Annotated in this window: 21 protein-coding genes; 8 read left to right on the top strand and 13 right to left on the bottom strand. The window is 72.2% G+C overall.

Annotation, left to right across the window (positions count from 1 at the left end):
* Window positions 1-48 precede the first annotated feature (48 nt).
* From AC3YO9_RS15530 to AC3YO9_RS15510, 5 genes are all read right to left on the bottom strand, one after another.
* Complete coding sequence (locus AC3YO9_RS15530) at window positions 49-552, bottom strand: MaoC family dehydratase (RefSeq protein ID WP_127782291.1); 504 nt, start codon at window positions 550-552, stop codon at window positions 49-51.
* A gap of 165 nt (window positions 553-717) precedes the next feature.
* Window positions 718-1293, bottom strand: coding sequence for a suppressor of fused domain protein (locus AC3YO9_RS15525; RefSeq protein ID WP_127782290.1), 576 nt, complete (start codon window positions 1291-1293; stop codon window positions 718-720).
* A gap of 31 nt (window positions 1294-1324) precedes the next feature.
* Entirely contained in the window at window positions 1325-1840 is a 516-nt protein-coding gene (locus AC3YO9_RS15520) for a YflT domain-containing protein (protein ID WP_127782289.1), read from the bottom strand.
* Window positions 1841-1927: 87 nt separating this feature from the next.
* A complete protein-coding gene (locus AC3YO9_RS15515; protein WP_127782288.1) occupies window positions 1928-3127 on the bottom strand; it encodes an acyl-CoA dehydrogenase family protein in 1200 nt (399 codons plus the stop codon).
* Between the two features lie 215 nt (window positions 3128-3342).
* Window positions 3343-3900, bottom strand: a complete 558-nt coding sequence (locus AC3YO9_RS15510; protein WP_127782287.1) for a Dps family protein — start codon at window positions 3898-3900, stop codon at window positions 3343-3345.
* Between the two features lie 180 nt (window positions 3901-4080).
* Here AC3YO9_RS15510 and AC3YO9_RS15505 point away from each other — a divergent pair, with 180 nt between their 5' ends.
* Genes AC3YO9_RS15505 through AC3YO9_RS15480 form a run of 6 tightly spaced genes read left to right on the top strand, consistent with a single transcriptional unit; the run spans window position 4081 to window position 9930 of the window.
* On the top strand, window positions 4081-5949 hold the full coding sequence (locus AC3YO9_RS15505) for a vWA domain-containing protein (RefSeq protein WP_489983810.1): 1869 nt from the start codon (window positions 4081-4083) through the stop codon (window positions 5947-5949).
* Window positions 5950-5999: 50 nt separating this feature from the next.
* A complete protein-coding gene (locus tag AC3YO9_RS15500; protein WP_489983809.1) occupies window positions 6000-6533 on the top strand; it encodes a DUF4190 domain-containing protein in 534 nt (177 codons plus the stop codon).
* Between the two features lie 13 nt (window positions 6534-6546).
* Complete coding sequence (locus AC3YO9_RS15495; protein ID WP_127782283.1) at window positions 6547-6906, top strand: hypothetical protein; 360 nt, start codon at window positions 6547-6549, stop codon at window positions 6904-6906.
* Between the two features lie 42 nt (window positions 6907-6948).
* Window positions 6949-8247, top strand: a complete 1299-nt coding sequence (locus tag AC3YO9_RS15490) for a magnesium transporter MgtE N-terminal domain-containing protein (RefSeq protein WP_127782282.1) — start codon at window positions 6949-6951, stop codon at window positions 8245-8247.
* Window positions 8240-8758: a DUF1003 domain-containing protein gene (locus tag AC3YO9_RS15485; RefSeq protein ID WP_127782281.1), complete on the top strand. Its 519-nt coding sequence runs from the start codon at window positions 8240-8242 to the stop codon at window positions 8756-8758. Before AC3YO9_RS15490 ends, AC3YO9_RS15485 begins: the two co-directional genes overlap by 8 nt.
* 29 nt (window positions 8759-8787) lie before the next feature.
* Window positions 8788-9930, top strand: a complete 1143-nt coding sequence (locus AC3YO9_RS15480) for an Mrp/NBP35 family ATP-binding protein (protein WP_127782280.1) — start codon at window positions 8788-8790, stop codon at window positions 9928-9930.
* A 73-nt stretch (window positions 9931-10003) separates the two neighbouring features.
* Here the strand turns inward: AC3YO9_RS15480 and tatB are convergent, their stop codons facing one another.
* The 4 genes from tatB to sigE form a co-directional block, all read right to left on the bottom strand.
* Window positions 10004-10456, bottom strand: coding sequence for a Sec-independent protein translocase protein TatB (tatB, locus tag AC3YO9_RS15475; protein WP_127782279.1), 453 nt, complete (start codon window positions 10454-10456; stop codon window positions 10004-10006).
* Window positions 10457-10481: 25 nt separating this feature from the next.
* Window positions 10482-11990, bottom strand: a complete 1509-nt coding sequence (locus tag AC3YO9_RS15470) for a S1C family serine protease (protein WP_489983808.1) — start codon at window positions 11988-11990, stop codon at window positions 10482-10484.
* 91 nt (window positions 11991-12081) lie between these two features.
* The gene (locus tag AC3YO9_RS15465; RefSeq protein ID WP_489983807.1) at window positions 12082-12711 is read right to left on the bottom strand and encodes an anti-sigma factor family protein; all 630 of its coding nucleotides are present in this window, start codon (window positions 12709-12711) and stop codon (window positions 12082-12084) included.
* A gap of 89 nt (window positions 12712-12800) precedes the next feature.
* Window positions 12801-13430 carry an RNA polymerase sigma factor SigE gene (gene sigE / locus AC3YO9_RS15460; protein WP_489983806.1) on the bottom strand — a complete coding sequence of 210 codons (630 nt, stop codon included), beginning with the start codon at window positions 13428-13430 and terminating at the stop codon, window positions 12801-12803.
* A 238-nt stretch (window positions 13431-13668) separates the two neighbouring features.
* Here sigE and AC3YO9_RS15455 point away from each other — a divergent pair, with 238 nt between their 5' ends.
* Window positions 13669-14319, top strand: a complete 651-nt coding sequence (locus AC3YO9_RS15455; RefSeq protein ID WP_206518104.1) for an O-methyltransferase — start codon at window positions 13669-13671, stop codon at window positions 14317-14319.
* Between the two features lie 92 nt (window positions 14320-14411).
* Here the strand turns inward: AC3YO9_RS15455 and glgC are convergent, their stop codons facing one another.
* Complete coding sequence (gene glgC, locus AC3YO9_RS15450; protein ID WP_489983805.1) at window positions 14412-15635, bottom strand: glucose-1-phosphate adenylyltransferase; 1224 nt, start codon at window positions 15633-15635, stop codon at window positions 14412-14414.
* Between the two features lie 95 nt (window positions 15636-15730).
* Here glgC and glgA point away from each other — a divergent pair, with 95 nt between their 5' ends.
* Window positions 15731-16891: a glycogen synthase gene (glgA, locus tag AC3YO9_RS15445; protein ID WP_489983804.1), complete on the top strand. Its 1161-nt coding sequence runs from the start codon at window positions 15731-15733 to the stop codon at window positions 16889-16891.
* Window positions 16892-16901: 10 nt separating this feature from the next.
* Here glgA and AC3YO9_RS15440 read toward each other — a convergent pair whose 3' ends face one another.
* From AC3YO9_RS15440 to AC3YO9_RS15430, 3 genes are read right to left on the bottom strand one after another with little or no spacing between them, the layout of a single operon-like run.
* Window positions 16902-17777, bottom strand: a complete 876-nt coding sequence (locus AC3YO9_RS15440; RefSeq protein ID WP_489983803.1) for a putative RNA methyltransferase — start codon at window positions 17775-17777, stop codon at window positions 16902-16904.
* Complete coding sequence (locus AC3YO9_RS15435) at window positions 17767-18102, bottom strand: hypothetical protein (RefSeq protein WP_489983802.1); 336 nt, start codon at window positions 18100-18102, stop codon at window positions 17767-17769. Before AC3YO9_RS15435 ends, AC3YO9_RS15440 begins: the two co-directional genes overlap by 11 nt.
* The gene (locus AC3YO9_RS15430; protein ID WP_489983801.1) at window positions 18048-19016 is read right to left on the bottom strand and encodes an MFS transporter; all 969 of its coding nucleotides are present in this window, start codon (window positions 19014-19016) and stop codon (window positions 18048-18050) included. Before AC3YO9_RS15430 ends, AC3YO9_RS15435 begins: the two co-directional genes overlap by 55 nt.
* Between the last annotated feature and the right edge of the window lie 64 nt (window positions 19017-19080).

Below are 19080 nucleotides of genomic sequence, written 5' to 3'. Positions count from 1 at the left end.
CGGGCACGTGCCCGTCGGGTAGGACAGAAAGCGACTGTCGCTGGTGCGCTAAGCCTTCGGCTCGGGGCGGCCGGGCTGCTCGCCGCCGCGCGCCTCGCCGTAGGAGCGCTTGGGCACCATCACCTTGCGGCGGAAGATGCAGACCACGGTGCCGTCCTGCTTGTAGCCCTTGGTCTCCACGTACACCACGCCGCGGTCGTCCTTGGACTTCGACGGGGTCTTGTCCAGCACCTCGGTCTCGCCGTAGATGGTGTCGCCGTGGAAGGTCGGCTTCACGTGGCGCAGCGACTCCACCTCGAGGTTGGCGATCGCCTTGCCGCTGACGTCGGCGACGCTCATGCCCAGCAGCAGCGAGTAGATGTAGTTGCCCACCACGACGTTCTTGCCGAAGTCGGTGGTCTCCTCGGCGTAGTTGGTGTCCAGGTGCAGCGGGTGGTGGTTCATGGTGATGAGGCAGAAGAGGTGGTCGTCGTACTCGGTGACCGTCTTTCCGGGCCAGTGCTTGTACACATCGCCGACCTCGAACTCCTCGTAGTACCGACCGAACTGCACCGTCTACCTCCAGGCTGGGTTCCACGGGGCGCAGTGCCCCGGTTGATCTTTGTCCGACGTGACGTCTCAGTGTGACGGAGTGAGCCAGGCCATCGTGCGGCGACCCGCGGGCGGCCGGCCCGCCGCGCTACCCGGTCGCGGGGAGCCCGAGGTGGCCGGGGGCCGTCACAGCGTGACTGCGGAGCGGCCGGGGTCGCGGACGTCCACGCCCGCCTCCTCCCACGCCTCCCGCAGCGCCTGGGCGCCGCGCAGCCGGACCCAGGCCGCCTCGGTGCCGGTCACCGGCACCACCTCGAGGAAGCGCACCGGGTCCATCGGCTCGGCCAGCGCCAACTCCGGGACGTCGCTCTCGCCCAGCACCACCGCGGTGAAGGCCGAGCCCTCCCAGAGCGGCTCGCGCAGGTCGATCAGCGCGTCGGGCTGCAGCACCAGTCCCTCGACGACGGGAGCAGCGGCCAGGATGGCCAGCGTGCGCACCACGCCGTCGACCCCACCCCGCACTGACAGCACCAGCTCGGCGCGGGGCCCGTGCACGCTGTCGGTCATGATCGCCTCGGGGTCACCCATGGGGTGGCGCGAGCAGCCCACGGTGGCGTAGCGAACCATCCGGTCGGAGTCGGGCCCGAAGCGCAGCACGTCCAGCGACTGCACCCCGAGAAAGGTCACCGACGCCCGCTCGGGAGCCGGCCCGACGATGTGGGTGCGCAAGTGGACGTCTACCTGGTCGAGCACCTCAGCCATTGCCCCATTGAACCAGTCGTGTCGTGCTGGCTCAGCCCTGGTTGCCCATCGACAGCTTGCTCAGCAGGTCGCGGGCCCGCTCGGCGGTGCGCGGCTCGCACAGCACGTCGTAGCGTCCCGCGACCAGCTGCATGGTGGAGGAGAAGTCCCGCTGGCCCTTGGTGGCGCCGTAGGTCATGGCTCCGGAGATGAGGCCGAACACCACACCCACGACGATGCCGGTGATCAGCGGCACCGCCAGGCCGCCCTCGCCGAAGAGGCTGAGCAGCAGTCCCACGAACACGCCGAGCCAGGCGCCGGAGGCGGCACCGGCCCCCAGCACCTTGGGCCAGGTCAGCCGCCCCAGCACCCGCTCGACCTGCATGAGGTCGACCCCGACGATGGTCACGTCCTCCACTGAGAACTCGCGGTCGGACAGGTAGTCCACCGCCCGCTGAGCCTCGGCGTAGGTCGGGTAGGAGCCGATGGGCCATCCCGTCGGTGGGGTCGGCATCGACAACCCCTTGCCCTGGTTGGACAGCGCACGGTTGGACATGGGGCTGGTCATCGGTTCAGCTCCTTATCGGGATACGGACTGCAGTCTCTCCGGTGCAACGAACCGAGCACGCGTTTCGTGCCCGGTTCGTCGTCCGGATCAGCGCCGCTGCGCGTACTCCTTCAGCAAGCCCCGACTGATGATCGTCTTCTGGATCTCGCTGGTGCCCTCACCGATGAGCAGGAACGGCGCCTCGCGCATGAGGCGCTCGATCTCGTACTCCTTGGAGTAGCCGTAGCCGCCGTGGATGCGGAAGCTCTGGGTGGTGACCTCGGCGCAGTACTCGCTGGCGAGCATCTTGGCCATGCCGGCCTCGACGTCGTTGCGCTTGCCGGTGTCCTTCAGCCGCGCGGCGTTCACCATCATCAGGTGCGCGGCCTCCACCTTGGTGGCCATCTCGGCCAGCTGGAAGGCGATGGCCTGGTGCTGGGCGATGGGCTTGCCGAAGGTCTCGCGCTGCTGGGCGTAGGCCACGGCGAGCTCGAAGGCGCGGATGGAGATGCCGCAGGCCCGGGCCGCCACGTTCACGCGACCGACCTCGACGCCGTCCATCATGTGGCCGAAGCCCTTGCCGGGCACGCCGCCGAGGATGTCGCTGGCCTTGGCCTGGTAGCCGTCGAACACCAGCTCGGTGGTGTCCACGCCCTTGTAGCCCATCTTCTCGAGCTTGCCGGGAATGGTGAGACCCGGCTTCACCTCGCCGAAGCCGGAGGGCTTCTCGATGAGGAAGGTGGTGAGGTTCTTGTACGGCTTGTCCGCACCCTCGTCGGTCTTCACCAGCGCGGCGATCAGGGTGGAGGAGCCACCGTTGGTCAGCCACATCTTGGCGCCGTTGATGGTGTAGTCACCATCAGCGTTCTTGGTGGCCTTGGTGCGAATGGCGGCGACGTCGGAGCCCAGGCCCGGCTCGGACATGGAGAACGCGCCGCGGACCTCGCCGGTGGCCATTCGGGGCAGGTAGTACTCCTTCTGCTCCGGCGTGCCGTGGTGGATCAGCATGTAGGCGACGATGAAGTGGGTGTTGATGACGCCGGAGACGCTCATCCAGCCCCGGGCGATCTCCTCGACCACCAGCACGTAGGTCAGCAGCGACTCGCCGAGGCCGCCGTACTCCTCCGGGATCATGAGGCCGAACAGCCCCATCTCCTTCATCCCGTCCACGATCTCCTGCGGGTAGGTGTCGGAGTGCTCGAGCTCCTGGGCACGGGGAATGATCTCCTTGTCCACGAAGTCACGGACGGTGGAGAGGATCTCCTGCTGGATCTCCGTGAGGTCCGCAGTCTGGGCGAGCCGTGCCATAGAGAACACCTTTCCAAGGGGTCGGACGCCGCAGCGTGGTGAGCGCTGCGACGGGTTGCCGGCGAACGTGTCGGAGCGCCGGCTGCACACCGGGTCCCGTACAAGTTACTCGCCAGTATGGCGGCTGCACCCACAACGCCGCGAGGGGGTGTGCTGATGCACACCCCCTCACGAGCACGCCACGGGTGGCGTGCGGAAAAGCCTTGTCGCCCAGGTCAGACCGCGTCGGCTGCGTCCTTGGCCGCCTCGGCCTCGCTGCTCGCACCGTCGGTGGACAGCTCGCCGCCGGCGCTCTCCAGGTGGGCGCGGATGAACCAGTGGAAGAGCTCCAGCTCGCCGGACTGGCCGGTGAGCAGGTCCTCGGTCACCGGGTCCAGCTCGCCGACCTCCTCCATCGCCTTGCGGTGGTCACCGATGACGCCGGTGTAGACCACGTCCAGGGCACCGAGGTGGGCGATGGAGCCCGCACGGTTGACGGAGTAGTCGTCCCAGGTGCGGTCGCGCACCAGCGCGCCCGGGGTGCCGTTGGGCGAGGCGCCCAGGGTCGCGATGCGCTCCGCGACCGCGTCGGCCATCGCACGGACCGCCTCGACCTGGGGGTCGAGCATCTCGTGCACGGCGATGAACTGCGGGCCCACCACGTTCCAGTGCACGTGCTTGAGGGTCAGGTGCAGGTCGTTGAGTGCGTAGAGCCGCTTCTGGAGGGTCGCGGCCACCGTCGCGCCGTCCTCTGGGTTCATTCCGGGAACTGTGTAATGAAGTGAATTGGCCATGCCTGCACCATACTTCTTCGCCACGACGCGCGCCGGAGGAGTCGACGGCCGAACGCATCTTCGCAGATGAGGCGGGACAAGGCCGCGCCGGTGTGCAAAGATCGCGACGCCCGAAATGCGTGGTTCCGCTGTGGCCAGACGATCGGGTTCATCAACTCTCGCTGATACCCAGGGAGCACGATGCGTTCACGGTTGCGCGGTCCACTCGGTCTCGTCCTGGCCGCCCTGCTCACCTCGACGCTGGGCCAGCTGACCGTGGCCCCGCCGGCCGGGGCGCAGGGCGCCACCGCCCCGGCTGCGCTAGTCGTGCTGGACGTCTCCGGATCGATGGCCGCGCCCGGCCAGGGCGGCGCCGCCCTCATCGAGCAGGCGCGCACCGCGGTGAGCAGCACCGTGGCCGCGCTGCCAGCCGGCTCGCAGGTGGGCCTGCGGGTGTACGGCTCGACGGTGGGCAGCGAGGAGTCCAACAAGGCCGCGGGCTGCCAGGACAGCAGGCTGCTGGTGCCGGTGGGCCCGGTGAACCCCGCTGCGATCAACGCCGCGCTGGGCAGCGTGCAGCCCAGCGGGTGGACGCCCATCGGGCTGGCCCTGCAGCAGGGCGCCAAGGACCTGCCGAGCACCGGTCCCCGCACCATCGTGCTGGTCTCCGACGGGCTGGACACCTGCGCTCCCCCGGACCCCTGCGAGGTGGCCAGGCAGCTCAGCGCCGACGGCGTGCCGGTGACCGTGGAGGCCATCGGCTTCAACCTGCCCGCCGGCGACCCGGCTCGCGGCCAGCTGCAGTGCATCGCCGGCGCCACCGGCGGCGAGTACCGCGACGCCGCCGACGCCGGCCAGCTCGCCGCGGCCCTGACCAGCTCCTCCCAGCGCGCCCTGCGGGGCTTCAACGCCGCGGGCGCCGCTGCCGGCGGTGGCGCCAGCCCCGTGGACGCGCCGTTCCTGCCCACCGACGGCAGCGCCGTGCGGGACACCATCGCACCGGGCCAGACCAAGTACTACGCCCTGCCCACCGCCGTGGACGACCGCCCGGAGACCTCCACCACCCTGGGCAACGACCAGCCCGCGACGGTGGCGGACAAGTCCTGCAAGGGCGAGCTGACCAGTGCCATCCTCAGCCCCACCGCGAGCACGGTGGACAACGCGTCCAAGTCCTTTGACGGCCGGCAGTCGGTGACCGCGGTGAACAACCTCAGCGAGCGCACCAACGCGGTGCCCCCGCTGAGCAAGGACGCCTCGTACCCCAACCACGTCGCCGGCACCTGGTACCTCAAGGTCGAGCTCACCCGGCAGACCTGCTCCGGCGGCCAGCCTCCGCTGCCCCAGCGCGACTACCAGCTCCAGGTGAGCGTCAAGGGCCTCAGCGCCGCCTCGCCCGCCCCCGCCACCCCGCTGGTGGCCGGCAGCGCGTCCACCAACGCGCCCAGGCTGAGCCCCGCGACCCCGGTCCGCGACACCCTCCGCTTCGGCGAGACCGCCTGGTACGCCGTCGACGTGGCCAAGGGCCAGCGCCTGCGCGGGCTGGTGCTGGTGGGTGGCGACCCCTCCGCCGTGGACAACGCCTGCACGGGCTCCGGCACCGTCCAGCTCGTCAACGGCCGCGGCGACCGGGTGGACACCGACATCTTCAGCTTCGACGGTCGCAAGCCCGCCTCGGCGGAGAGCGTCACCTCCAGCAACGAGGCCGTGGGCGAGACCAAGTCTGACTCCAGCAGCATCGCCGCGCCCGGCACCTACTACCTCACCGTCACCCTCGCCCAGGGCTCCTCCTGCACCGGCAAGCTGCCGGTGAGCGACCTGGAGTACCCGATCCGGGTGGAGGCCAGCACCGCCGCCTTCACCGCGCCCGTCACCGCCACCCCCACGCCCACCGCGGAGCCGGTCGCGGCCACCCCGGAGGCCGCCCCCGCCGAGCACGACTCGGGCACCAGCCCGTGGTTGTGGGTCGCACTCGGCGTGATCCTGCTGGGGGCAGCAGCGGTGGCCCTGGTCGTGGTCCTCGTGCGCCGGTCCGCCGCCGCCGGCCACCAGGGTCCCGGACAGCCGTACTGATTGACCCCGACGACTAGACGCGCTCCGCCCGGAACTGCTGAACTGGACCGATGAGCACCCCACGCGGCGACGACACCCCGCCCAGCGATCCCTTCGCCAAGGCGCCCCGCCAGGACCCCTATGCGGGTGGCGGGCAGGACCCCTACGCCGGCGGGGGCTACCCGGAGCAGCAGTCCTACGCCGAGCCCGGATACGGACAGCAGGAGTACGCCCAGCCTGGCTACGGGCAGGAGCACGGCCAGCAGTACGGGCAGCAGTACGGGCAGCAGTACGGGCAGTACGGCGCTGAGCCCTACGGCCAGCAGTACCCCGGCTACCCGCAAGCCGCCCGTACCAACGGGATGGCCATCGCCGCGCTGGTCACCGCGCTGGCCGCGATCCCGGTGACTGGGGGGCTGCTGTCGTTCGTCGGAGCAATCCTCGGCCACGTGGCCATGAGCCAGATGAAGCGCACCGGCGAGGAGGGACGGGGCATGGCCCTCGCCGGCATCATCATCGGCTGGTCGGTCACCGCGCTCTGGGTGCTGTTCGCCGGGTTCATCATCCTCGTCGCCATGGCCGCCTCCGACACCTCCACCTACTAGACGGCCTGCCCCGATGACCGCGACCGTCTCCAAGCCCCAGCTCGACGCCGCGCTGCGCAAGGCCGCGGCGGTGTGGGTGCAGCCCCAGGGCCACCCCAGCCGGCTGGTCTGGGGCGTGTGGTTCGCCCGCCCGCCGCTGGCGGGGTCGCTGCTGGTCGCCACCGGCGGCACCGAGCAGCAGGTCCCCGGCCTGGTCGACGGTGCTGAGGTGCAGGTGGTGGTGGCCGCTCCCGGCAGCCGCAGCCGCCTGGCCGAGATCTCGTGCACCGCCCGGCGCATCGAGCCCGACGCCGCCGCCGCCACGGCGCTGCGCACCGCCCGGCGCAACGGGGCGGCCCACTGGCACGAGGTGTTTCAGCTCCAGCTCGCCTGAGCGGGTCCGTGGCGTGCGGGGACCAGGCGATAACCTGGCCGCATGGCAGCCGTGAGCAAGGTCTTCGTCGCCCGGATGGCTGGGCTGCCCGTGCTGGGCCCCGACGGGGAGACCGTCGGCCGCGTGCGTGACGTGGTGATCACCATGCGCATCTCCCGGGAGCAGCCGCGCGTGCTGGGGCTGGTGGTCGAGCTGGCCACCCGACGGCGCATCTTCGTGCCGATGCTGCGGGTCACCGCGATCGAGCCCACCTCCATCAACCTCAACACCGGCAACGTCAGCCTGCGCCGCTTCGTCCAGCGGCCCACCGAGGTGCTGGTGCTGGCCCAGGTGCTCGACTCCCCGGTGCAGGCGGAGTCCCCCGAGCTCACCGGCGACGTGGTGGTCACCGACGTCGCCATCGAGGCCACCCGCACCCGGGACTGGGTGGTGAGCAAGGTGGCGGTGCGCCCGCGCCGGGCCCGGCTGGGCCGCCGTGGCGCGGTGACCGTGGTCAGCTTCGACGAGGTGGAGGGGCTCACCCGCAAGGCCCTGGCGCAGCCGGGGCAGAACACCGACCACCTGATGGCCCAGTTCCAGGACATGCGCGCCGCCGACGTGGCGCACGCGCTGCGCGAGCTGCCCACCAAGCGGCGCATGGAGGTCGCCGAGGCCTTCGACGACGAGCGCCTGGCCGACGTGGTGCAGGAGCTGCCGGAGAAGGACCAGACCGAGCTGCTCATGCACCTCAAGCTGGAGCGCGCCGCCGACGTGCTGGAGGCGATGGACCCCGACGACGCCGCCGACCTGCTGGGCGAGCTGCCCGACAGCGAGGCCGAGGCGCTGCTGGGCCTGATGGACCCCGAGGAGTCCGAGCCGGTGCGCCGGCTGCTGCAGCACTCCCCCGACACCGCCGGCGGCATGATGACCCCGCAGCCGCTGGTGCTCACGCCCAACGCCACGGTGGCCGAGGCGCTCGCCCGGGCCCGCAACCCCGACCTCACCCCCGCCCTGGCCAGCATCATCTTCGTGGTGCGCCCGCCGACGGCCACGCCCACCGGCCGCTACCTCGGGTGCGTGCACCTGCAGCGCCTGCTCCGGGAACCGCCGGCCAACCTGGTGAGCGGGGTGCTGGACACCGGCCTGCCCACCCTCTCGCCCACCTCCACCCTGTCGGAGGTCACCCGCTTCTTCGCCACCTACAACCTGGTGTGCGGCCCGGTGGTGGACGAGGAGAACCACATGCTGGGCGCGGTGGCGGTGGACGACCTGCTCGACCACCTGCTGCCGGAGGACTGGCGCCTCACCGAGACCCACCTGACCCGGCCCGACCTGAACGCGGAGGGAGCTCGCCATGCCTGACACCTCCGCCGCCCGCCAGCGCCTGGGCACGCCGCGCGGCAGCCGGCGCTTCCAGCTCAACGTCGACCCCGACTCCGTCGGCCAGGTCGGCGAGCGCTTCGCCCGCTTCCTGGGCACCGGCCGCTACCTGGCCATCCAGACCGCCGTGGTGATCGTGTGGATCACCATCAACGTCGTCGCCGTGGCCTGGCGGTTCGACCCGTACCCGTTCATCCTGCTGAACCTGGCCTTCTCCACCCAGGCCGCCTACGCCGCCCCGCTGATCCTGCTGGCCCAGAACCGGCAGGAGAACCGGGACCGGGTCTCGCTCGAGGAGGACCGGCTGCGCGCGGCGCAGACCAAGGCCGACACCGAGTTCCTGGCCCGGGAGATCGCTGCGCTGCGCATCGCCATCGGCGAGGTGGCCACCCGCGACTACCTGCGGCGCGAGCTGGAGGACCTCAAGACGTTGCTCGTCGAGCACGACCTGGACGCCGGCACGGCCACGGCACCACAGGGCGAGCGGGCCTGAGCGCGGCGGGCTCGGCGCGTCCCCCTACCATGGCGCCAGTGGAACCCAGTGAAGACGCCATCCGTACCGCGCTCTCCCGTGTGAACGACCCCGAGATCCGCAAGCCCATCACCGAGCTGGGCATGGTCAAGGACATCGTGATCGGCCCCGACGGGCGGGTCGACGTGGGCGTGTACCTCACCGTCGCCGGCTGCCCCATGCGCAGCGAGATCATCGATCGGGTGACCACCGCGGTCGCCGACGTCCCTGGCGTGGGCGCGGTGAACGTGGAGCTGTCGGTGATGGACGACGCCCAGCGCACCGAGCTGCGCAAGAACCTGCGCGGCGACTCCGCCGACCCGGTCATCCCGTTCGCCCAGCCGGGCTCGCTCACCCGGGTCTACGCGGTGGCCTCCGGCAAGGGCGGCGTGGGCAAGTCCAGCGTCACGGTCAACCTGGCTGCGGCGATGGCCGCCAAGGGCCTGTCCGTGGGCGTGCTGGACGCCGACATCTACGGCCACTCCATCCCCCGCATGATGGGCACCGACGCCGCGCCCACCCAGGTGGAGAAGATGATCATGCCCCCGCAGTCGCACGGGGTGAAGCTGATCTCCATCGCCCAGTTCACCCCGGGCAACGCCCCGGTGGTGTGGCGCGGACCCATGTTGCACCGCGCGCTGCAGCAGTTCCTGGCCGACGTGTTCTGGGGTGACCTGGACGTGCTGCTGCTGGACCTGCCGCCGGGCACCGGTGACGTGGCCATCTCGGTGGCCCAGCTCATCCCGGGGGCGGAGATCCTGGTGGTCACCACCCCGCAGCAGGCCGCCGCCGAGGTGGCCGAGCGAGCCGGCGCCATCGCGCTGCAGACCCGCCAGCGCCTGGCCGGCGTGGTGGAGAACATGTCGTGGCTGGAGCTGCCCGACGGCACCCGGATGGACGTCTTCGGCTCCGGCGGCGGCGCCGCGGTGGCCGAGCGGCTCACCCAGGCCGTGGGTGCCGACGTCCCGCTGCTGGGTCAGATCCCGCTGGAGACCCGGGTGCGCGAGGCCGGCGACGCCGGAGTGCCCATCGTGCTCAGCGCGCCGGACTCCCCCGCCGCGATCGCGCTCCAGTCGGTGGCCGACAAGCTGTCCCGCCGGGCCCGTGGGCTGGCCGGGATGTCGCTGAACGTGAGCCCGTCCCGCAGCGCCTGACACCAGCGCGTCCCGCCGGCACGCTGCTGGCCAGCCAACCCCGCGCCACCTGAGCCGCGCCTCGTGCGTGGGCTCAGGTGGCGTCGGCGTCGTAGGGCGGCCGCTCGTCCCTGGCCAGCGGCGCGGGGCGGGTCTCCGGGTTCACCCGGGTCTTGGTCAGGTCTGCGCCGGGCTTGGTCATGTCCACCGCGCCCCGGGCGTCCTGCACAGCCTCGGTGACCTGACCGGCCGGGGAGCTCGGCCCGAACAGGAACGACTCGTCGCCGTCGAAGAGGTGCTTGGTGATGGCAGTGCGGGGGTTGAGGTTGCGCAGCTCCTGCAGGTCGGCCAGCGGCTTGCGCAGGTCGTCGAACTCCGGGCCCAGCTCGTCCTTGAGCTGGTCACGCGCACCGGTGGCGTACTCGCGCACCTGCTTGAGGGTGCGGGCCAGCCAGGCTGCCGCCGACGGCAGGCGCTCCGGGCCGAGGATGAACAGGCCTGCGACCGCCAGGACGGCGAACTCGGCCCAGCCGATGTTTCCGAACACGGGCCCAGCCTACGGCCCGACGGGCTCAGTCGGAGTCCGGAGTGACCTGGATGTCGATGGTGCGACCGGCCCGCACCACGCGCAGGGGCACCGGCTCGCCGATGGTCCGCTCCTGGATGGCCACGGTGAGCTCCTCGGCGCCGGCGATGGCGCGGTCGCCCACCTGGACGATGACGTCGCCCTCGGCCAGCCCGGCCCGCGCGGCGGCGCTGCCGTCCTGCACGTTGGCCACCGCGGCCCCGTCGGTGGAGCCGTCGGTCACCGAGCGGACGTTCACCCCGATGGTGGGGTGGCGCATCGAGCCGGTGCGGATGATCTCCTGAGCCACGGCCGTCACCTGGTCCACGGGGATGGCGAAGCCCAGGCCGATGGACCCACCGGAGTCCCCGCCGGAGGTCCGGATGGCGGAGTTGATCCCCACCACCCGACCCTCGTAGTCCACCAGCGGACCGCCAGAGTTGCCGGGGTTGATGGCGGCGTCGGTCTGCAGCGCGTCGATCACCGCATCAGTGTCGGTGCCGTCGCCGGACAACCGCACCGGACGCTGCTTGGCGCTGATGATGCCGGTGGTGACGGTGCCGGCCAGGCCCAGCGGAGAGCCGATGGCGATCACCGGGTCGCCGACGTTGAGCTGGTTGGAGCGGCCCAGCTGCGCCACCGTGAGGTTGGGGGTGGTGGCGCGCAGCACGGCCAGGTCGGTCTTGGTGTCGCGACCGACGATCTGCGCCCGCTGCCGGGTTCCGTCGGAGAACACCACGTCCAGGGTGGCGCCGGAGGGGTTGGTGGCCGCCTGGGAGATGACGTGGTTGTTGGTGACGATGTAGCCGCCGCCGTCGATGACCACGCCGGACCCGCTGCCACCGGTGTCCCCGGCACGAACCTCCACCGACACCACCGAGGGCAGCACGGCGGCAGCCGTCGCCGCCACTCCGTTGGCCGGCGGTGCCGCGCCGTCGTCGACCTGGGCCAGGGTGACGTTGGCGTCGGTGAGCGCGGAGGTGACGTCGGCGGTGCCGCGCCCGACGAGGCCGCCGATCGCTCCCACCGCCAGCGCCAGGACCACCAGCGCGGCCAGGGCGCTCGGGCGGACTCGGGAGCCCAGCAGCAGCTCACGAGCACCCAGCTTCGCCGTGGGCGGGCCAGGTTCGGCCTCCGGCTCGGTGTCCTCGCCGAGCGCCGGTGGCCCAGGGCGCGCACCGGAGCGGGCGTCGCGCCAGGGGTCGCTCTCCGCCAGCTCGGTGGGCGCGACGGTCTCCGGGGCCCCGCGCTGCAGGCTCGCCTGCGCGCCGGGGGGACGGCCGAACGCCTGGGCGAGCGCCGGGTCCGGCGGCGGGGCGGACACCATCCGCGGATCGCGACGGCGCTGGGCAGCGCCAGCGAAGGAACCAGCCACGCCGTGGGGGCGGCCGAAGACCTGGGCCTGCTGCGGGTCGATCGGAGGACGCTGCACGCGGCGCGGCTGGAGGCGCGGCGGCTGGCTCCCCTCGGAACCGCGCTCGCCCGCACGAGGGGAGCTCACGCCCGGTTCGGTCATGTTCGGCGGATACCCCTCATCGGTGTCGACGGCGTCCGGGCGCCCTTGCAGAGTCCCGTGGCAGCCAGGATAGGGGGCTAGCCTGCCCGACCTACGGTGAAGTCCGCGTCTGCCCTGCCCAGGAGGTGGCGCTGACGCTGGCGCCGATCGCGCGTGCGGGGACCTTGGCCGACTGCAGGGTCGCGCCCACCACGGCCGGCGAGCTGCTGGCGCGCGGGGTCGGCGCGCTGCGGGGTCCGGCAGCAGGAGAAGTCACCACCATGGTGAGCGCGCCCACCGCCAGCGCGGACACCGTGGCCACGGCCAGCGGGACCGCGCCCCGGTTGCTGCGGCGCGGCGGGGGGGTGCTGCGCCGACCCGGGCTGTGCTCTCGGGTGACCTGCTGCTGGGGAACCTGGCGCTGGGAAACCTGCTGGGGACGGGTGCGCTGCTGGCTCTGCGGTATCCCGCACAGCAGGCTCTGCAGCCCGGCCGGCACCGCCAGCGGGGCCGCGGAGCGCACCGCTGAGCGCGCCCGCTGCTGGCCGTCCACCTCGGCCGCGCACTCCGGGCACGTCCCCAGGTGGGCAGCGGCACGCTGGTGAGCGGTCATGGTCAGCTCGCCGTCGACGTAGGCCACGACGGCCTCGGAGGCGAGGTGCTCGGTCGAGGATCGGCCGGCGGAGGCCCATGCGCTGCGCAAGCGGCTCGCGCCGCGAGAGCCGGGGGCGTCCTGGCTCATCCGCAACCTCCTCAGTGCTGTCTCTCGGTGCTTCTCTGGTCGTGCTCGGTGCTCTCACGACCCCGTGCCCGGGCCGAGCGGGGCAACGCTCAACCGGCGGCTGCCGAGTACGCGCCCATCCTGCCCTTGCGCTCCAGGGCGGCCCGCAGCGCTTGCCGGCCCCGGTGGATCCGGCTGCGCACCGTCCCCATCTTCACCCCCAGCGTCGCGCCAATCTCCTCGTATGACAACCCTTCGATGTCACAGAGCACCACGGCGGCCCGGAACTCGGGCGGGAGAGCGTCCAGCGCCTCCTGCAGGTCGGAGTCGAAGTGGGCGGAGGCGAACGCCTGCTCGGGGCTGGGCTCGTCGCCGGGAACCCGGTCGTAGTCCTCCGGGAGGGCCTCCATGCGCACGCGGTTGCGGCGGCGGACCATGTCCAGGAAGAGGTTGGTGGTGATGCGGTGCAGCCAGCCCTCGAACGTGCCCGGCTGGAAGCTGGACAGCGAGCGGAACACCCGGATGAAGGTCTCCTGGGTGAGGTCCTCCGCATCGTGCTGGTTGCCCGAGAGCCGGTAGGCCAGCCGGTACACCCGGTCGGCGTGGTCACGCACCACCTCGTCCCAGGTGGGCAGGACCCACTCGGTGTCCTCGGGGCTGAAGCCGGCAACGTGGGCGGTCGCAGCCGGCGAGCTGTCAGTGGACGGGACGTCCTGGCGGCGTTCGCTGGCGGGTGTCATGTGGTGGTGGCTGCCTCCGGTCAGTGCCTGGGGCCGTGTCGTGGACACCAGGCGTTCTGTTCAACACACATGAGGTTCGCGCTGTTCCGCTCGACCGGTTCGCCTCATGCCTGCGTCGAAGCCTCGAGCATTCCCGCTCCGGGTGAGACGACGATGAGAACCACCTGTGCGACACCTGAGAGTGGCGATGACAGCGCGCCTACACCTCTTGACCGCACCGTGACGATAACCTCGCTAGGTGACTTCTAGCGTGCCACCGAACCCAGCCGAGCGCACCTTTGCCCACGTGGAGAGCTCCGTCGTGGAGGACGAGGTGCTGCACTCGGCCCGGGAGCGCGCCGAGGACCTTGGCGCCAAGCCCGTGACAGCCTCGGCGGGCGCCACCTTGTCCTTCCTCGCCAGCGTCATGGCGGCCCGCACCGTGGTGGAGGTCGGCACCGGAACCGGGGTCAGCGGACTCTGGCTGCTGCGCGGCATGCGCCCCGACGGCGTGCTCACCACCATCGACATCGAGCCGGAGCACCAGCGGGCCGCGCGCCGGGCGTTCAGCGACGCCGGCTTGTCCTCGCACCGCTTCCGGCTGATCAACGGTCGCGCGCTCGAGGTGCTGCCGCGCCTCACCGACGGCGGCTACGACCTGGTGTTCGTGGACGCCGCTCCGGCCGACCACCCGCGCTACCTGGCCGAGGCGACCCGCCTGCTCCGTCCGGGCGGCGTGGTGGTGCTGCACGGCTCGCTGGCCGGGGGCCGCATCGCCGACCCGGCCCAGCGTGACCCGGCCACGGTGGCCCTGCGCGAGACCGAGCGCCTGATCGCCGAGGACGACCGCTTCGTCTCGGTCCTGCTGCCCGTGGGCGAGGGCCTGCAGGCCGCGATGCTCACCAGCTAGCCAGCTCCACCCCGCTTCCGACGAAGGCTGAGCGCACCCACGGGGCGCGCTCAGCCTTCGTTGTTCAGCCGTCGTCGTTCAGCCGTCGTCGTTCAGCCGTGGTCGACGCGCAAGCCCTTGCCCACCACCACGATGCCGCCGGGGCTGACGGTGTAGCGCTGCCTGTCGTGCTCGTGGTCCACCCCGATGATCACGCCCGGGTCGACCACCACGTTCTTGTCCAGGATCGCGTTGCGCACCACCGCGCCCCGGCCGATCCGCACGCCGGGCATCAGCACGCTGCCGTCCACGCTGGCGCCCTCGCTGACCACCACGTCCGAGCTGAGCACCGAGTTGCGCACCGTCGCACCGGAGATGATGCTGCCGGCACCCACGATGGACTCCTGCGCCAGGCCGCCGTGCACGAACTTCGCCGGGGGACGCATCTCCGTGGCCGAGCGGATCGGCCAGCGCTGGTTGTAGAGGTTGAACACCGGGTGCACCGACACCAGGTCCATGTGCGCGTCGTAGAAGGCGTCCACCGTCCCCACGTCGCGCCAGTAGCCGCGGTCGCGCTCGGTGGCCCCGGGCACCACGTTGTCGGCGAAGTCGTAGACGTGCGCGAGGCCCGCCTCCACCAGGGCCGGGATGATGTCCCCGCCCATGTCGTGGTCGGAGCCGTCCTGGCCGGCGTCGGCGTGGATGGCCTTGAGCAGCACCTCGGTGGAGAACACGTAGTTGCCCATGGAGGCGAAGGTGACGTCCGGGTCGTCGGCGGTCCCCGGCGGGTCCACCGGCTTCTCCAGGAAGCGGGTGATCTTGCCGTCGGCGTCGGCGTCGATGCAGCCGAAGGCGTGGGCCTCGCTGCGCGGCACCCTGATGCCCGCCACGGTGACGCCGGCGCCGGACTCGATGTGGCGCGCCACCATCTGCTCGGGATCCATCCGGTAGACGTGGTCGGCGCCGAACACCACCACGTGCTCCGGGCGCTCGTCGTCCACCAGGTTCCAGGACTGGTAGATGGCGTCGGCGCTGCCGGTGTACCAGCGCGGCCCGAGGCGCTGCTGGGCAGGGACCGGGGCGATGTACTCACCGGTGAGACCGGACAGCCGCCACGTCTGGGCGATGTGCCGGTCCAACGAGTGCGACTTGTACTGCGTGAGCACGCAGATCCGGGTGTAGCCGGCGTTCACCATGTTGGAGAGCACGAAGTCGATCAGTCGGTAGGCACCCCCGAACGGCACCGCGGGCTTGGCCCGATCTGCAGTGAGGGGGTAGAGACGCTTGCCCTCACCACCCGCAAGGACGATCCCGAGCACGTTCGGCTGACTACGCACAGCGCAAATCTAGCCGTTCCGCCCGCTTCGAGCCACACGGCGTCCACCCACGGTGCGGCGTGGCGTCTCGGCGGCGAGACGATACGGTTCGTGGTGTGCGAGTAGCTGTGTTGACCAAGGAGTACCCGCCCGAGGTGTACGGCGGGGCCGGCGTGCACGTCACCGAGCTGGTGACCCAGCTCCGGGCGCTGTGCGAGGTGGACGTGCACTGCATCGGCGCCCCACGCCCTGGGGCCGTCGCGCACTCCCCTGCGCCCGAGCTGGCCGGCGCCAACCCCGCCCTGGCCACCCTGTCGGCGGACCTCTCCATCGTCAACGCCGTGGCGGGAGCCGACCTGGTGCACTCCCACACCTGGTACACCGGCATGGCCGGCCACCTCTCGGCGCTGCTGCACGGGGTGCCGCACGTGCTCACCGCGCACTCCCTGGAGCCGCGCCGCCCGTGGAAGGCCGAGCAGCTCGGTGGCGGCTACCGCGTCTCCTCCTGGGTGGAGCGCACCGCCATGGAGCACGCCGACGCCGTGATCGCCGTGAGCGAGGGCATGCGCGCGGACGTGCTCGCCTGCTACCCGTCCCTGGCGCCGGAACGGGTGCACGTGGTGCGCAACGGCATCGACACCGAGGCGTACCACCCTGGGGCGGGCACCGAGGTGCTCGAGCGCCTGGGCGTGGACCCGGACCGGCCGGTGGTGGTGTTCGTCGGCCGCATCACCCGACAGAAGGGCGTGGGCCACCTGGTGGCGGCCGCCCACCACCTGCACCCCGACGCCCAGCTGGTGCTCTGCGCCGGCGCACCGGACACCCCTGAGCTGGCCACCGAGATCGAGCAGGCCGTCACCGAGCTGTCCGCCACCCGCAGCGGGGTGTTCTGGGTACGGGAGATGCTGCCCGCCGGCGACGTGCGCGAGCTGCTGGCAGCCGCCACGGTGTTCGTCTGTCCCTCGGTGTACGAGCCGCTGGGCATCGTGAACCTGGAGGCGATGGCCTGTGGCACCGCGGTGGTGGCCTCGGACGTGGGCGGCATCCCCGAGGTGGTCGACGACGGGCGCACCGGCCTGCTGGTGCACCACGACGCCGCCGACCCGGAGGCGTTCCGCCGCGACCTGGCCGCGGCGGTGAACGAGCTGGTCGCCGACCCCGCCCGTGCGGCCAGGATGGGTGCCGCCGGCCGCGAGCGGGCCATCGCCGAGTTCTCCTGGGCGTCCATCGCCGAGCAGACCCTGGCCGTGTACCGGACCGTGCTGCAGCAGCCCTAGCTCCCAACCCCTAGCCGTGCTGCGGGGCGGCGCTGCCCACCCGCACCAGCGGCTGGTACACCGAGACCACGGTGGACGCGGTCACGGTCAGCGGGTCCTCCAGCCCCGCCACCCGCTCCGCCAGCTCCGCGGCGCTGGTGTGGAAGGCCGACGGCCCCATGCCCACCAGGTCCTGCACGTCCTGGTGGCGCAGCGTCATCGTGAACTCGAGCATGGTGTGGCGGCGCCGGGCGAAGTAGCCCTGCATCGCCTGCTCCAGCCGCTCCGGCTTGCGCTCGTCCACGTGCAGCAGCCCCAGCGGCCCCACCAGCTCGGCCAGGTGGTTCGGGGTGGGGGTGACCACCACCAGCGACCCGTCGTCGGTGAGCGCGCGGTGCAGCTCGCCCGCGCTGCGCGGGGCGAACACCGTCAGCGCCACCGACACCGCGGCGTCGGCCACGGGCAGCTGGCGCCAGGCGTCGGCCAGCACCGAGCCGGCCCGGGGGTGCGCCCGAGCCGCCACCTTCGCGGCCGCCTTGGAGGCGTCCACCGCCACCCCGCAGGCCGCCGGCGCCTGCTCCAGCGCCGCGGCCAGGTAGTGGCCGGTGCCCGCCCCGACGTCGAGCACGCAGCCACCGGGGTGGCGCTGCTGCACCCGTGCCACCTCGCCGGCCACGGCGTCCATGATCGGCTGGTAGTGCCCGGCGTCGAGGAAGCGAGCGCGGGCGGCGACCATCGCGGCGCTGTCGCCGGTGGCGGCCTGGCCCCCACCGGTCAGCAGGGCCACGTAGCCCTGGCGGGCGAGGTCGAAGCTGTGGCCGGCCGCGCAGCGCAGCGCCGGCCCCACCTGCTCCAGGGATTGCGTGCAGTGCGGACAGGCGAGCACGGCAACGACGTCAGGGAGCACCGGCCCAGTCTCTCACCGGCCGTGGCCGCACCAGTCGGGCCGCCGCCCCCACGCACGCCAGCGCCAGCACCAGGAAGCCGAGCACCACCACCGTCAGCGCGGTCCAGCCGTGGTCGGTGAAGGGCACCCCCACCGCCCAGCCGCCGATGCTCGAGCCCGCGTAGTAGGCACACAGGTACAGCCCCGACGCCTGGGCCCGGGCCCGCCCCTGCGCCCGGGCGGCCACCCAGCCGCTGGCGGTGGCGTGCGCGGCGAAGAACCCGCCGGTCATCAGCACCAGCCCCACCAGCACCGCGGGCAGCGCCGCCACCAGCATGAGCAGCACGCCCAGCAGGGTCCCACGATCCACCCCGCCAGCACCGCGGGGCGGCCCAGGCGCACGGTCATCCGCCCGGCCAGCGGCGCGGTGAGCGAGCCGACGGCATAGGCCAGGAACAGCAGCGCCACCAGGGCCGGCGCCACGTCGAAGGGCTCGTCGGTGAGCCGGAAGCCGAGGTAGTTGTAGACCCCGACGAAGGTGCCCATGAGCAGGGCGGCGACGGCGTACATCCAGCGCAGCGCGGGGTCGGCGAGCGCGGCCCCCACCCCGCCGAGCAGCGGCCGCAGCCGCAACGGCTGCGGCCGGAAGCGCCGCGAGGCGGGCAGCAGCACCACGATGGCCACCGTGCAGACCACCGCGACCGCGGCGTTGGCCGCCAGCCCCACCCGCCAGGTGCTCACGTCCGCGACCAGTCCGGACACCAGGCGCCCCGTCATGCCGCCGATGCTGTTGCCCGCGATGTAGAGGCCCATCGCCCCGCCCAGCGCCCTGGCGGACATCTCCTCGCCCAGGTAGGCCATCGCCGTGGCCGGCAGCCCGGCGAGCGCCACGCCCTGCACGGCTCGCATGCCCAGCAGCGTGCCGAAGCTGGGGGCCAGCGGCAGCAGCACGCCGACCACCGCGGCCACCCCCAGCGCCAGCAGCATGGTGCGGCGCCGGCCCACCGCCTCCGACAGCGTGGCCAGCGGCAGCACCGCCAGCGCCAGGGCGCCGGTGGCGACGGAGACGCTGAGGCTGGCCTGGGTGGGCGAGAGCGCGAGGTCCGCGCCGAGCTGGGGCAGCACGGCCTGGGTGTCGTAGAGCAGGCCGAAGGTAGCCACGCCCGCCAGGAAGAGGGCCACGGAGATGCGCCGGTAGTCGCCGGTACCCGCCTCGACGGGGTCCGGGAGGTCGGTCCCGCGGCCCAGCGTCGACGTCATGCCTGCACGGTAGGAGCCCCCAACTCGTTAGTCCACCTCAGCACCTTGCGGGCAGGGCAGAAAA

It is taken from the genome of Rhodococcus sp. Z6_132 (assembly GCF_058133635.1).
This window is presented reverse-complemented; position numbering and strand designations above follow the sequence as displayed.

What these genes read in the sequence shown, in the direction of transcription:
- AC3YO9_RS15470 (WP_489983808.1), bottom strand. Translation starts at nt 11,990, where the DNA reads ATGACCGAACCGGGCGTGAGCTCCCCTCGTGCGGGCGAGCGCGGTTCC.
- AC3YO9_RS15430 (WP_489983801.1), bottom strand. Translation starts at nt 19,016, where the DNA reads ATGACGTCGACGCTGGGCCGCGGGACCGACCTCCCGGACCCCGTCGAG.
- AC3YO9_RS15515 (WP_127782288.1), bottom strand. Translation starts at nt 3,127, where the DNA reads ATGGCACGGCTCGCCCAGACTGCGGACCTCACGGAGATCCAGCAGGAG.
- AC3YO9_RS15505 (WP_489983810.1), top strand. Translation starts at nt 4,081, where the DNA reads ATGCGTTCACGGTTGCGCGGTCCACTCGGTCTCGTCCTGGCCGCCCTG.
- AC3YO9_RS15495 (WP_127782283.1), top strand. Translation starts at nt 6,547, where the DNA reads ATGACCGCGACCGTCTCCAAGCCCCAGCTCGACGCCGCGCTGCGCAAG.
- AC3YO9_RS15485 (WP_127782281.1), top strand. Translation starts at nt 8,240, where the DNA reads ATGCCTGACACCTCCGCCGCCCGCCAGCGCCTGGGCACGCCGCGCGGC.
- AC3YO9_RS15465 (WP_489983807.1), bottom strand. Translation starts at nt 12,711, where the DNA reads ATGAGCCAGGACGCCCCCGGCTCTCGCGGCGCGAGCCGCTTGCGCAGC.
- AC3YO9_RS15480 (WP_127782280.1), top strand. Translation starts at nt 8,788, where the DNA reads ATGGCGCCAGTGGAACCCAGTGAAGACGCCATCCGTACCGCGCTCTCC.
- sigE (WP_489983806.1), bottom strand. Translation starts at nt 13,430, where the DNA reads ATGACACCCGCCAGCGAACGCCGCCAGGACGTCCCGTCCACTGACAGC.
- AC3YO9_RS15510 (WP_127782287.1), bottom strand. Translation starts at nt 3,900, where the DNA reads ATGGCCAATTCACTTCATTACACAGTTCCCGGAATGAACCCAGAGGAC.
- AC3YO9_RS15500 (WP_489983809.1), top strand. Translation starts at nt 6,000, where the DNA reads ATGAGCACCCCACGCGGCGACGACACCCCGCCCAGCGATCCCTTCGCC.
- AC3YO9_RS15525 (WP_127782290.1), bottom strand. Translation starts at nt 1,293, where the DNA reads ATGGCTGAGGTGCTCGACCAGGTAGACGTCCACTTGCGCACCCACATC.
- AC3YO9_RS15490 (WP_127782282.1), top strand. Translation starts at nt 6,949, where the DNA reads ATGGCAGCCGTGAGCAAGGTCTTCGTCGCCCGGATGGCTGGGCTGCCC.
- AC3YO9_RS15520 (WP_127782289.1), bottom strand. Translation starts at nt 1,840, where the DNA reads ATGACCAGCCCCATGTCCAACCGTGCGCTGTCCAACCAGGGCAAGGGG.